We start from the raw sequence: 13,067 nt of genomic DNA, 5'->3' as shown, positions 1-13,067 counted from the left end.
CCCCTACTCCGGCCTCTCGGAGATTCCGCTTCGGAGCCCCACCTCCGAAGCCGCGCAAGTCCCGCGTCCGCCTCCGCCGTCTCCGCCCGCAGGGCCGTGGTCATGACACCCGGTGAAATCCTCCGGAAGAACCGGCCGCGCGGGCGCGAACGCGAGGCGGACGCGGGCTTTCGCCCTCGTGGACATACGCGTTCCCACTCGGTGCGTCCGCCGTTCACACCTGCCCGGCGGACCGGGCGCGGGCCCGTCCCGGGGCCGGTAAAACTCGCCCGGGAAGCCGCGGCGGCGCCAGCCCCGTACCATTGGACGAGCCGTGGCGTGTCCGCCCGGCGGGCGTACGAGGACTTGAGACCGACTTAGACGCCTGATCCCACGATCCGAGAGAAGCGCAAGCCACCCATGCCCACGCGCCACGACATCCGTAACGTAGCCATCGTCGCCCACGTCGACCACGGCAAGACCACGCTGGTCGACGCCATGCTCAGGCAGGCCGGCGCCTTCGCCGCGCACGCCGCCGAGAACCTCGACGAACGCATGATGGACTCGAACGACCTGGAGCGTGAGAAGGGCATCACGATCCTCGCCAAGAACACGGCGGTGAAGTATCACCCCAAGGACGGCGGGGACCCGATCACGATCAACATCATCGACACCCCCGGCCACGCCGACTTCGGTGGCGAGGTCGAGCGTGGTCTGTCGATGGTGGACGCGGTGGTGCTGCTGGTCGACGCCTCCGAGGGCCCGCTCCCGCAGACCCGCTTCGTGCTGCGCAAGGCGCTCTCCGCGAAGATGCCGGTCATCCTCTGCATCAACAAGACCGACCGCCCGGACTCCCGGATCGCCGAGGTCGTCGACGAGACGTACGACCTCTTCCTGGACCTGGACGCGGACGAGGACCAGATCGAGTTCCCGATCGTCTACGCCTGCGCCCGTGACGGCGTCGCCTCGCTGACCAAGCCGGAGGACGGCACCGTCCCGGCGGACAGCGACAACCTGGAGCCGTTCTTCTCCACGATCCTGGCGCACGTCCCGGCCCCGGAGTACGACGAGGACGCCCCCCTCCAGGCCCACGTCACCAACCTGGACGCCGACAACTTCCTCGGCCGTATCGCGCTCTGCCGCGTCGAGCAGGGCGAGCTGCGCAAGGGCCAGACCGTCACCTGGATCAAGCGCGACGGCACGATGTCCAACGTCCGCATCACCGAGCTCCTGATGACCGAGGCGCTCACCCGCAAGGCGGCCGAGGTGGCGGGCCCCGGTGACATCTGCGCCATCGCCGGCATCCCGGACATCATGATCGGCGAGACCCTGGCCGACCCCGAGAACCCGATCGCGCTGCCGCTGATCACGGTCGACGAGCCGGCCATCTCGATGACCATCGGCACCAACACCTCGCCGCTGGTCGGCAAGGGCGGCAAGGGCCACAAGGTCACCGCCCGCCAGGTGAAGGACCGCCTGGACCGCGAGCTGATCGGTAACGTCTCGCTCCGCGTCCTGGACACCGAGCGCCCCGACGCCTGGGAGGTCCAGGGCCGCGGTGAGCTCGCGCTGGCCATCCTCGTCGAGCAGATGCGCCGTGAGGGCTTCGAGCTCACGGTCGGCAAGCCGGAGGTCGTCACCAAGCAGGTCGACGGCAAGACCCACGAGCCGATCGAGCGCATGACGATCGACTCCCCCGAGGAGCACCTCGGCGCGATCACCCAGCTGATGGCGACCCGCAAGGGCCGCATGGAGACGATGACGAACCACGGTTCGGGCTGGGTCCGCATGGAGTGGATCGTTCCGTCCCGCGGCCTCATCGGCTTCCGTACGGAGTTCCTGACGCAGACCCGCGGCACGGGCATCGCGCACTCCATCTTCGAGGGCCACGAGCCGTGGTTCGGCGAGCTGCGCACCCGTCACAACGGCTCGCTGGTCGCCGACCGCGCGGGCTCCGTGACGCCGTTCGCCATGGTCAACCTCCAGGAGCGCGGCGTCATCTTCACCGAGGCCGGCACCGAGGTCTACGAGGGCATGATCGTCGGCGAGAACTCGCGCGCCGACGACATGGACGTGAACATCACCAAGGAGAAGAAGCTCACCAACATGCGTGCGGCTTCCGCCGACACCACGGAGAACGTGGTGCCGGCCCGCAAGCTCTCGCTGGAGCAGTCCCTGGAGTTCTGCCGCGAGGACGAGTGCATCGAGGTGACCCCGGAGACGGTCCGTATCCGCAAGGTCGTCCTCGACCAGAAGGAGCGCGGCCGCGCCGCGTCGCGCGCCAAGCGCTGATCCGACACCGGCGCCGGGCGCGCCGGCAGGCACAACGGGGCCCGGCCTTCCGTCAGTTGACGGGGGGCCGGGCCTCGTTGTGCGATGGCCCGACAGGGCTCCCGGGCGTATCCGTGTGCATCAGCAACCAACCGGAATCGGAAAGGTACTTCCGGGTAGGCCCATCACGCCGTTGTCCAGTGGTTTTCTTCGGCCATCCGTCCGCATATCGATCGTCGCTCTCCGAAAGCTGCGTTAACGGTCCGTTTCGAGCGTGTCTGTCTGGGATCCCTTTGTCCGGATTTCGGTCATTCGCGATTCCTTGATGTTGTCAAAACGAGACCCCTTAAGTGTGGTTTACAGCCCGGACGTACTTAATAGTTGGCTCCATTGAGCTCGGGTCAATGGGTCACGCACTGTGGGGAGTGCCGACTCACGAGCACACTAGGGGCACTGAAACGATCACCGTCAGGGGTGTCGGTGTATCAACTCCAGTGCCCTTCTTGTAGTCAAAAGTGGACTCATGAGGAGGAAACCCATGCGTGGTGCCAAGAGCGCCAAGTGGGTCGCGGGAGCGGCCATCATCGCCCTGGCCGCGACCGCCTGTGGTGGTAGCGACAGCGGTAGCGACGACAACATGAGCTCGGGCAAGGCGGACCCGAACGGGATCCTGACCGCCCAGCTGAGCGAGCCGCAGAACCCGCTCCAGCCGGCGAACGCCAAGGAGAGCCAGGGCAGCCGTGTCCTGCGCACGATCTTCTCCGGCCTGGTCGACTACGAGCCCGGCACCGGCAAGCTCGAGTACATCAACGCCGAGTCCGTGACGCCCAACGCGGACTCGTCCGTGTGGACCGTCAAGCTCAAGCCGGGCTGGAAGTTCCACGACGGCACCACGGTCACCTCCAAGTCCTACGTGGACTCCTGGAACTGGTCGGCCAACGTCAAGAACAACCAGACCAACTCCAGCTGGTTCCAGGACATCAAGGGCTACGAGGACGTCCACCCCGCGAAGGGTGCTCCGAAGGCCGACAAGATGTCCGGTCTGAAGATCGTCGACGAGAACACCTTCACGATCAGCCTGACCGGCTCGGTCTCGTACTTCGCGTACAAGCTCGGCTACGACGTCTGGGCGCCGCTGCCCGAGTCCTTCTTCAAGGACCCGGTCGCCGCCGGCCAGAAGCCGATCGGCAACGGCCCCTACAAGTTCGTCTCGTGGGACCACAAGAAGCTGATCAAGGTCCGGAAGTTCGACGACTACCAGGGCCCGAACAAGGCCAAGAACGGTGGCATCGACTTCAAGAACTACACCACCGCCGACGCCGCCTACTCGGACCTGCGGTCGAACAACCTCGACTGGATCGAGGCCATCCCGGTCACCTCGCTGACCAGCTACAAGCAGGACCTCGGCGACCGCGCCATCGACGCCGAGTACTCCGCGGTGCAGTCGATCGTCCCGGCGTTCTACACCAAGCAGTTCAAGGACATCAACCCCAAGGTCATCCAGGGTCTGTCCATGGCCATCGACCGTGACACGATCACCAAGACCGTGCTGCACGGCACCCGTACCCCGGCCGACTCGTTCGTCGCCCGCGGTGTGCTCGGCTACAAGGCCGGCGCCCTCGGTGACGTCACGAAGTACGACCCGGCCCAGGCGAAGAAGCTCATCAAGGAGGGTGGCGGCGTCCCGGGCAACAAGATCTCGATCCAGTTCAACGCCGACCAGTCCCACAAGCCGTGGGTCGACGCGGTCTGCAACAGCATCCGCAAGGCCGTCGACGTCGAGTGCGTCGGTGACTCCAAGCCGGACTTCCAGGCGGACCTGAACGCCCGCGACAACAAGCAGGTCAAGTCCATGTACCGCGGTGGCTGGGTGCTCGACTACCCGGTCAACTCGAACTTCATGCGCGACCTGTACGGCACCACCGCCGCCGGTAACACCTCGGGCTACTCCAACAAGGAGTTCGACGAGCTCGCGGCGAAGGCCGACAAGGCGAAGACGCTCGACGAGACCGTCAAGATGTACCAGGACGCCGAGCAGCTCCTGAAGAACGACATGCCGGCCATCCCGCTGTGGTTCTACAAGAACAACTCGGGCCAGTCGGTCAACGTCTTCGGCAAGATTCCTTACGGCCAGGACGGTGACCCGATCTTCACCGACGTCCAGGTGAAGGCCAAGAAGTAACCATCGGGATCCGAAGGCCGGTTTCGCCGTCCCTCTTCTGGGGCGGCGGAACCGGCCCGTAGGCGTAGGCCCCGGGGCTCTCCCCCCCACACCCCCGCGGCGGAGACCACTCTGAGTAGGCCATCGCCGACCCCTCACGGCATGGAGGCATGATGGGGCGTTACGTCGCAAGGCGACTGCTCCAGATGATCCCGGTATTCATCGGGACCACTCTGATTATTTTCCTCATGGTCCACATCCTTCCCGGTGACCCAATCCGGGCGATGTGGGGAGACAAGGCGGCAGACCCCGCACAGGTCGCGTCGCTGCGCCATGAGTTCGGACTCGACCAGCCCCTGTGGAAGCAGTACGTCGACTACATGGGCAATCTCTTCCAGGGCGACTTCGGCAAGACCTTCGGTGGTCGCGAAGTCATCGACGAGATGTCCGAGTCGTTCCCGGTGACGCTGCGGCTGACCGCCGTGGCGATGCTCATCGAGATCGTCGTCGGCATCGGGCTCGGCGCCTGGGCGGGTCTGCGGGCCGGCAAGGCCGCCGACACCGGCGTGCTGATCTTCACCCTGATCGTCATCTCGATCCCGGTGTTCGTGCTCGGCTTCCTCGCCCGCTTCGTCCTCGCGGACCAGCTCGGCTGGGTGGCACCGAACGTCCAGGACTCCACGGACTACGCGCAGTTGTTCCTGCCGGGCTTCGTGCTCGCCATGCTCTCCATGGCGTACGTGGCACGGCTGACCCGCACCACCTTCGCGGAGAACCTGCGCGCCGACTACATGCGTACCGCCATGGCCAAGGGCCTGCCGCGACGTCGCATCGTCGGTGTCCACCTGCTGCGCAACTCGCTGATCCCGGTCGTCACCTTCCTCGGCACGGACGTCGGCGGCTTCATCGGCGGCGCGGTCGTGACCGAGGGCATCTTCAACGTCCAGGGTGTCGGAAACCTGCTCTTCAAGGCGCTGCAGCAGCGCGAGGGTTCGACGATCGTCGGCGTTGTCACGGTCTTCGTCCTCGTCATCCTTGTGATCAACCTGCTCGTCGACCTGCTGTACGCGGTCCTGGACCCGAGGATCCGGTATGCCTGACGTCACCGAGACCAAGACCGAAGCGGCGGTGGACGCGGCTGCCGCTCCCGCGGCCGCGGACGGCAAGGGCAAGACCCAGGACAAGCCGCGCAGCCTCTGGGGCGACGCCTGGTTCGACCTGCGCCACCGCCCGATGTTCTGGATCTCCTCGATCCTCCTGCTGCTCCTGCTGATCATCGCAGCGTTCCCCGGGCTGTTCACCGGTGCGGACCCGCGTGACGGCGACCTGACCAACCACTTCCTGACCAAGCCGGAGCTGGGGCACTTCTTCCAGCCCGACTGGTTCGGTTACGACGGTCAGGGACGCTCGATCTACGCGCGTGTCATCTACGGCACCCGCGCCTCGATCATGGTCGGCGTCGGCGTCACCGCCGCGGTCACCGTGGTCGGCGGCCTGCTGGGCATGCTCGCCGGTTACTTCGGCGGCTGGCTCGACTCGATCATCTCCCGCGTCACCGACATCTTCTTCGGCATCCCGTTCCTGCTCGGTGCGATGGTCGTCCTGAACGCCTTCACCGACCGCAAGGTGTACGTGGTGATCCTGGCCCTGGCCTTCCTGGGCTGGACCTCGATCTGCCGTGTCATGCGTGCCTCGGTGATCACCGCGAAGCAGGCGGACTACGTGACGGCGGCGCGCGCACTCGGCGCCGGCACCACGCGGATCCTCTTCCGGCACGTCCTTCCCAACGCGCTCGCCCCGACGATCGTCGTGGCCACCATCGCGCTCGGCGGGTACATCTCGGCCGAGGCGACGCTCTCGTTCCTCGGGCTCGGGCTCGCGGACCCGACGATCTCGTGGGGCATCGACATCGCGGAGGGCAGCCAGGCCATCCGCGACAACCCGCATGCGCTGCTGTTCCCGGCAGGAATGCTCAGCCTCACGGTCTTCGCGTTCATCATGCTCGGCGACGCGGTCCGCGACGCCCTCGACCCGAAGCTGCGCTGAGGAGGGCGTACGACGTGACCATCATGGACAAGACAGCAGACATCCCGGCGCCCCGCTCCGGCGGGCCGGACGACGCCCGACTCCTCGAAGTGCGCGACCTGCACGTGGAGTTCCACACGCGTGACGGTGTCGCCAAGGCCGTCAACGGTGTGAACTACAGCGTCGACTCGGGCGAGACCCTGGCCGTGCTCGGTGAGTCCGGTTCCGGCAAGTCCGTGACCGCTCAGGCGATCATGGGCATTCTCGACATGCCGCCCGGCAAGATCCCGCAGGGCCAGATCCTGTACCGCGGCCAGGACATGCTCACCATGAGCTACGAGGAGCGGCGGAAGATCCGTGGCCAGAAGATCGCGATGATCTTCCAGGACGCGCTCTCCTCGCTCAACCCCGTGCTCTCGGTCGGCTACCAGCTCGGCGAGATGTTCCGGGTCCACCAGGGACTCTCCAAGAAGCAGGCCAAGCTCAAGGCCATCGAGCTGATGGAGCGGGTCAAGATCCCCGCCGCCAAGCAGCGCGTCAACGACTACCCGCACCAGTTCTCCGGCGGTATGCGCCAGCGCATCATGATCGCCATGGCACTGGCGCTGGAGCCGGACCTGATCATCGCGGACGAGCCGACCACCGCGCTCGACGTGACGGTCCAGGCCCAGGTCATGGACCTGCTCAAGGAGCTCCAGACGGAGTTCAACATGGGCCTGATCCTGATCACCCACGACCTCGGCGTGGTCGCCGACGTCGCGGACAAGATCGCGGTCATGTACGCGGGCCGGATCGTCGAGACGGCACCGGTGCACGAGCTGTACAAGCGGCCCGCGCACCCGTACACCCGCGGCCTGCTCGACTCGATCCCGCGGCTCGACCAGAAGGGCCAGGAGCTCTACGCGATCAAGGGCCTGCCGCCCAACCTGCTCAAGATCCCGTCCGGCTGCGCCTTCAACCCCCGCTGCCCCAAGGCGGAGGACATCTGCCGCACGGAGATCCCGGCCCTGGTGCCGGTCTCCGAGCAGGACGGCAGCGAACTGCCCGGACGCGGCAGCGCCTGCCACTTCTGGAAGGAGACGATCCATGGCTGAGCTCGACAAGACGGACGGTTCCATGGACGCCACCCCGAACGTCACCGAGGTCAAGGCGGTCGACGCCGTCGACGAGTCGGCGGCGGTCGCGGCCATCGAAGCCCCGGTGGAGCGCGGTGAGCCGATCCTCCAGGTGCGCAATCTGGTCAAGCACTTCCCGCTGAGCCAGGGCATCCTGTTCAAGCGCCAGGTCGGCGCGGTCAAGGCCGTGGACGGGGTCTCCTTCGACCTCTACCAGGGCGAGACGCTCGGCATCGTCGGCGAGTCGGGCTGTGGCAAGTCCACGGTCGCCCGGCTGCTGATGGCGCTGGAGACGGCCACGTCCGGCGAGGTCTTCTACAAGGGCCAGGACATCACCCGGCTGTCCGGCCGCGCGCTGAAGGCCGTGCGCCGGAACATCCAGATGGTGTTCCAGGACCCGTACACCTCGCTGAACCCGCGCATGACGGTCGGCGACATCATCGGCGAGCCCTTCGACATCCACCCCGAGGTGGCCCCGAAGGGCAGCCGGCGGGCCAAGGTCCAGGAGCTGCTGGACGTCGTCGGCCTCAACCCGGAGTACATCAACCGCTACCCGCACCAGTTCTCCGGCGGCCAGCGCCAGCGCATCGGCATCGCCCGCGGCCTCGCGCTCAACCCGGAGATCATCATCTGCGACGAGCCGGTCTCCGCGCTCGACGTGTCGGTGCAGGCACAGGTCATCAACCTGATGGAGAAGCTCCAGGACGAGTTCAACCTGTCCTATGTCTTCATCGCGCACGACCTGTCGATCGTCCGGCACATCTCCGACCGGGTCGGCGTGATGTACCTCGGCAAGATGGCCGAGATCGGCACGGACACCGAGATCTACGACCACCCGACGCACCCCTACACCCAGGCGCTGCTGTCGGCGGTCCCGGTCCCGGACCCCGAGGCCCGTGAGCGCGGCGAGCGGATCATCCTCACCGGTGACGTCCCGTCGCCGGCGAACCCGCCGTCGGGCTGCCGCTTCCGTACCCGGTGCTGGAAGGCCCAGGACAAGTGCTCCACGGAGCTGCCCCTGCTGGCCGTTCCCGAGCGCTTCAAGGGCTCGGACAGCCCCGCGGCACACGAGTCGGCCTGCCACTTCGCCGAGGAGAAGGACATCGTCGGCGCGGCTTCGTAGTACGGCCCGAAGCTGCTTCGCAGCACGGCCGAAATGACGCGAAAGCGCCCGGAACCCGCCGGTTCCGGGCGCTTTCGCGTCGTGCCCGGCAGGCGCACCGTCATCCTCCGCTGTTCATGACGGTACGTGCCCGACGGCCCCGACTACTTGTACTGGATGCCCCACAGGTTGCTGCTCTTCTTGACCGGGGCGACGTTGTTGGGCTTCTTCCAGTTCCTGACCTTCTTGCAGCCACCGCCGGGCTTCGGCTCCAGGTGGGACTTCGTGACGCTGAAGCCCTTGGCCTCGTGGTACATCATCAGGCGGCCGCGGGTCTTGCCCTTCTTCTTCTCGACCTTCGCCGAGTAGGTCCAGGTGTCCGACTTGGACCAGGTCTTGCCGATGGCGACGCTGAACGAGGTGGACGCCTTCGCGAAGATGACACCCGCCTCGGCGCCGACGGTCGCCGTGCCGGTGGCGGTCCAGGACCCCGTCTTGTTCTTGGCGTAGCTGATGGTCACGCCGGGCTTCGCCCAGTCGCTGTGCACCTGGGTGGCGCGCCAGACGGTCTTCTTGTCCCCGATGGAGTAGATCGGGGTGTCGTCGCACTTCGTGCCCGCCGAGGCGGGTGCCGCCGTTCCGGCCACGACGCCGGCGCCGAGCAGAGCGCCGGTGACGACGGTGCTGATGACACGCTTCACGCAGGTCCTCCTGATTTGGGGCCTTGTTGTGCGGTACGCGTCATACGTTATGGGTCAACTTCTGTGCGGGATAAGTGACTTGAGGGACTATTGAGGTTCTTTATGAGGAAGTGCGGATTCCGCGCGTTCGCGTGATTCCCGCCCGGCGGTGGGAGCACGAAGGCGCCCGGCACCGATCGGTTCCGGGCGCCCTTTCCCGGGTACCCGGGAACCGGGCTCGCAGGTGGCTCGGGTCGATGGGCTCACGTGCTCGGCTCCGTGGGGCCGGGAGCCCCGCGTCCGGGGACCGGTCGGATCCCTGTCGGCGAGGCGCCCCGGGGCCGGGGCGGGGTGTCAGCCCCCGGCCTTCGGGTCTTCGGTGGCCTTGTCCTTGGTGAGCTTCGGCCCGGACGCGGCGCCACGGGCCTTCGGGACGACCGAGAGGGTCTGGGTGTCCTCGGGGTAGTGGCAGGCCGTCAGATGGCCTTCCCGACTGCCCTCCACCCGCACCAGCGGCGGGGCCTCGCTCGCGCACTTGTCCGTCGCCTTCCAGCAGCGCGTGCGGAAGCGGCAGCCCGACGGCGGGTTGACCGGGGAGGGCACGTCGCCGGTGAGCAGGATGCGCTCGCGGGACGGGGCGTCGTCGGCGGTCGCCTCGGGCACGGCCGAGAGCAGCGCCCTGGTGTACGGGTGGCGCGGGTTGCCGTACAGGTCCGCGCGGTCGGCGATCTCCACGATCCGGCCGAGGTACATGACCGCCACGCGCTGCGAGAAGTGGCGCACGATGGCCAGGTCGTGGGCGATGAACAGGAACGCGATGCCGAGTTCCTTCTGCAGCTCCTGCAGCAGGTTCACCACCTGGGCCTGGATCGACACGTCCAGCGCCGAGACCGGCTCGTCGGCCACGATCAGCTTCGGCTCCAGGGCGAGCGCGCGGGCCACCCCGATGCGCTGGCGCTGACCGCCGGAGAACTCGTGCGGGAAGCGGTTGTAGTGCTCCGGGTTGAGCCCGACGATCTCCAGCAGCTCCCGGGCGCGCGCCTCGCGGCCGCCCGCCGGGTCGATGCCGTTGATCTCCATCGGCGCGGTGATGATCTTGCCGACGGTCTGCCGCGGGTTCAGCGAGGCGTACGGGTCCTGGAAGATCATCTGGATCTCGGAGCGGACCGGGGCCAGCTGCTTGCGCGAGGCATGGGTGATGTCCTGCCCGCGGTAGGAGATCCGGCCGGCCGTCGGCTCAAGCAGCCGGGTGATCAGCCGGCCCGTGGTCGACTTGCCGCAGCCGGACTCGCCGACCAGGCCCAGGCTCTCGCCCTCGGCGACGCTGAAGTCCAGCCCGTCGACGGCCTGGACCGCACCCACCGTCCGCCGGATCGGGAAACCGCCCTTGATCGGGAAGTGCTTGGTGAGTCCGGAGACGTCCAGGAGAGGATTCTTGCTACTCATTGGTGGGAAAGTCCCGTCTCTCGTACGTCAGTTGGGCCGGGTGCCGGCGAAGTCCGCGAAGAACTCAGCACGCTGCTCCGCGGTGAGGTGGCAGGCGGCGCCGCGCCCGGCGGTGAGCTCCAGCGGCGGCTGGTCGGTCGCGCAGCGCTTGCCGCCGACCTGCTCGGTGAACGTGCACCGGGGGTGGAAACGGCAGCCGGTCGGCGGGTTGAGGAGGCTCGGCGGGGAGCCGGGGATCGGCGACAGCGGTACGTCGACCGGTCCTTGGAGGCTCGGCATGGAACCCAGCAGGCCCCAGGTGTACGGGTGCTGGGGCGCCCGCAGCACCTCCTTCTTCGTGCCGCGCTCCACGCAGCGCCCGCCGTACATCACCAGCACGTCGTCCGCGATGTCGGCGATGACACCGAGGTCGTGGGTGATGAAGACGATCGAGGTGCCGGTCTCCTGCTGGAGGTCCTTCAGCAGGTCCATGATCTGGGCCTGCACGGTGACGTCCAGCGCGGTGGTCGGCTCGTCCGCGATCAGCAGTTCCGGGTCGCAGACCAGCGCCATGGCGATCATGGCGCGCTGGCGCATGCCGCCGGAGAACTGGTGCGGGTAGTCGTCCACCCGCATGTCGGGCTGCGGGATGCCCACCTTGGTGAGCATCTCCACGGCCCGCGCCCTGGCTTCGCGCTTGGAGGCCCCGGTGTGCTTGCGGTACGCCTCGCCGATCTGCTTGCCGACGGTGTGGTACGGCGAGAGCGAGGCCAGGGCGTCCTGGAAGATCATGGCCATCTTGTTGCCGCGCAGCCGTTCCAGCTGCCGCTCCGAGGCGGCGAGCAGATCCTGTCCGTCGAGCAGGATCTCGCCGTCGATCTCGGTGTGGTCGGGGTTGTGCAGGCCCAGGATCGTCAGGTTGGTGACGGACTTCCCGGAGCCGGATTCACCGACGATGCCCAGGGTCTTGCCCTTCTCCACGTCGAAGGAGAGGCCGTCGACGGCCTTGACGACGCCGTCCTCGGTCGAGAAGTGGACGTGCAGATCCCTGACGGAGAGGAGTGGCTGCTGATCGGTGCTCGTCACGGGGACGCTCCAGGAGGATGTTGCGGGAGAAGAGGTGGGCCGGAACGGGGGTGGGGTCAGGCGAGCCGGATCCGTGGGTCGATGAGGCCGTACACGGCGTCCACGACGATATTGGCGAAGACGATCGCGCCCGCCGCGACGATGGTGACGCCGAGCAGCATGGGCAGGTCGCTGGTGTCGACGGAGTGGAGGGAGAGCCGGCCGAGGCCCTGGAGGCTGAAGGTCACCTCGGTGATGATGGCGCCGCCGATCAGGGTGCCCAGGTCGATGCCGAAGATCGTGACGATCGGTCCCATGGCCCCGCGCCAGGCGAAGCGGAAGAAGACCGAGCGGCGGGACAGCCCCTTGGCACGCGCGGTGCGGACGTAGTCCTCACTGAGCTGTTCCACCAGCTGGGAGCGGGTCATACGGGTGTAGTTGGCGGTGAAGATGATCGACAGCACCAGCCAGGGCAGCAGCAGGCCGCCGGCCCACTTGCCGGGGTTCTCGGTGAACGGTGTGTACGAGGGCTGTTCGAGCAGGCCCATCTGCTGCACCAGGAGGAACATCGCGATGTAGCCGACGAAGTAGATCTGCAGCGAGGAGCCGAGCAGCGAGACGGAGCTGGCGATCTTGTCGAGCGCCTTGCCCTGCTTGACCGCGGCGAGCATGCCCGTGCCGACACCGAAGACGACGAAGAAGAAGGCCGCGCCGAGCGCGAGCGAGAGGGTCAGCGGCAGCCGGTCCATGATCGTGCCGAACACCGGCTGGCGGTTGGTGAAGGAGTAGCCGAGGCAGGGCGCCGGGCAGTGGCCGTAGTTGCCGTAGTCGCGCCCGACGAAGATGCCGGACAGCCAGTTCCAGTACTGGACGGGCATCGGGTCGGCGATACCCAGGTTCTGCTTGATCTGCGTGATCAGCTCGGGCGTGCAGACCTTGCCGCAGGCCAGGCGGGCGGGGTCACGGGGTATCGCGTAGAAGAGGTAGAAGGTGATGGCGCTGATGATCAACAGAATGACGAGAGCGCCGGTCACACGGCGGAGAAGAAATCGAAGCATGAAGTCGTGACTTTCCGGGTGGGGCGCCGTCGCCGAGGGGCAGTGAGCGGGTGAATGACCGGGACCGGGGGCGGGGGGGGGGGGGGGGGGGCCCCCCCCCCCCCCGGGGGCCCCCCCCCGGGGGGGGCGGGGGGGGGGGGGGGGGGTTGGGGGCCCCCTGGGCACCCCCCCCCCCCCCGACCACCA

Annotated in this window: 10 protein-coding genes; 6 read left to right on the top strand and 4 right to left on the bottom strand. The window is 67.4% G+C overall.

All coding sequences use genetic code 11. The features are described 5' to 3' along the window. Window positions 1–399: 399 nt before the first annotated feature. The 6 genes from typA (at window position 400) to ACFYY7_RS10170 (ending at window position 8,674) form a co-directional block, all read left to right on the top strand. Window positions 400–2,271: a translational GTPase TypA gene (gene typA, locus ACFYY7_RS10195; RefSeq protein WP_388659371.1), complete on the top strand. Its 1,872-nt coding sequence runs from the start codon at window positions 400–402 to the stop codon at window positions 2,269–2,271. Between the two features lie 517 nt (window positions 2,272–2,788). Next, entirely contained in the window at window positions 2,789–4,432 is a 1,644-nt protein-coding gene (locus ACFYY7_RS10190) for an ABC transporter substrate-binding protein (RefSeq protein WP_388659368.1), read from the top strand. Between the two features lie 152 nt (window positions 4,433–4,584). Further along, window positions 4,585–5,511, top strand: coding sequence for an ABC transporter permease (locus ACFYY7_RS10185; RefSeq protein ID WP_388659365.1), 927 nt, complete (start codon window positions 4,585–4,587; stop codon window positions 5,509–5,511). Continuing rightward, window positions 5,504–6,457 (top strand): ABC transporter permease, encoded by a 954-nt coding sequence (locus ACFYY7_RS10180; protein ID WP_388659363.1) that lies wholly within the window; start codon window positions 5,504–5,506, stop codon window positions 6,455–6,457. Before ACFYY7_RS10185 ends, ACFYY7_RS10180 begins: the two co-directional genes overlap by 8 nt. Window positions 6,458–6,471: 14 nt before the next feature. Then, the gene (locus ACFYY7_RS10175; protein WP_266729918.1) at window positions 6,472–7,530 is read left to right on the top strand and encodes an ABC transporter ATP-binding protein; all 1,059 of its coding nucleotides are present in this window, start codon (window positions 6,472–6,474) and stop codon (window positions 7,528–7,530) included. Further along, entirely contained in the window at window positions 7,523–8,674 is a 1,152-nt protein-coding gene (locus ACFYY7_RS10170; RefSeq protein WP_388659360.1) for an ABC transporter ATP-binding protein, read from the top strand. The genes ACFYY7_RS10175 and ACFYY7_RS10170 overlap by 8 nt, the downstream gene beginning before the upstream one ends. A gap of 143 nt (window positions 8,675–8,817) precedes the next feature. Here ACFYY7_RS10170 and ACFYY7_RS10165 read toward each other — a convergent pair whose 3' ends face one another. From ACFYY7_RS10165 to ACFYY7_RS10150, 4 genes are all read right to left on the bottom strand, one after another. Continuing rightward, window positions 8,818–9,354, bottom strand: a complete 537-nt coding sequence (locus tag ACFYY7_RS10165) for a hypothetical protein (RefSeq protein ID WP_388659357.1) — start codon at window positions 9,352–9,354, stop codon at window positions 8,818–8,820. Between the two features lie 333 nt (window positions 9,355–9,687). Next, on the bottom strand, window positions 9,688–10,779 hold the full coding sequence (locus tag ACFYY7_RS10160) for an ABC transporter ATP-binding protein (RefSeq protein WP_388659354.1): 1,092 nt from the start codon (window positions 10,777–10,779) through the stop codon (window positions 9,688–9,690). A 27-nt stretch (window positions 10,780–10,806) separates the two neighbouring features. After that, entirely contained in the window at window positions 10,807–11,844 is a 1,038-nt protein-coding gene (locus tag ACFYY7_RS10155; RefSeq protein WP_388659351.1) for an ABC transporter ATP-binding protein, read from the bottom strand. 56 nt (window positions 11,845–11,900) lie between these two features. After that, window positions 11,901–12,881 (bottom strand): ABC transporter permease, encoded by a 981-nt coding sequence (locus ACFYY7_RS10150; RefSeq protein ID WP_388659348.1) that lies wholly within the window; start codon window positions 12,879–12,881, stop codon window positions 11,901–11,903. Window positions 12,882–13,067 lie beyond the last annotated feature (186 nt).

The organism is Streptomyces sp. NPDC001933 (genome assembly GCF_042890955.1).
Lineage (GTDB): Bacteria > Actinomycetota > Actinomycetes > Streptomycetales > Streptomycetaceae > Streptomyces.
This window is presented reverse-complemented; position numbering and strand designations above follow the sequence as displayed.

Excerpts from the sequence above, each read along its gene's own strand:
- typA (WP_388659371.1), top strand. The coding sequence starts at position 400 with ATGCCCACGCGCCACGACATCCGTAACGTAGCCATCGTCGCCCACGTC.
- ACFYY7_RS10190 (WP_388659368.1), top strand. The coding sequence starts at position 2,789 with ATGCGTGGTGCCAAGAGCGCCAAGTGGGTCGCGGGAGCGGCCATCATC.
- ACFYY7_RS10185 (WP_388659365.1), top strand. The coding sequence starts at position 4,585 with ATGGGGCGTTACGTCGCAAGGCGACTGCTCCAGATGATCCCGGTATTC.
- ACFYY7_RS10180 (WP_388659363.1), top strand. The coding sequence starts at position 5,504 with ATGCCTGACGTCACCGAGACCAAGACCGAAGCGGCGGTGGACGCGGCT.
- ACFYY7_RS10170 (WP_388659360.1), top strand. The coding sequence starts at position 7,523 with ATGGCTGAGCTCGACAAGACGGACGGTTCCATGGACGCCACCCCGAAC.
- ACFYY7_RS10160 (WP_388659354.1), bottom strand. The coding sequence starts at position 10,779 with ATGAGTAGCAAGAATCCTCTCCTGGACGTCTCCGGACTCACCAAGCAC.
- ACFYY7_RS10150 (WP_388659348.1), bottom strand. The coding sequence starts at position 12,881 with ATGCTTCGATTTCTTCTCCGCCGTGTGACCGGCGCTCTCGTCATTCTG.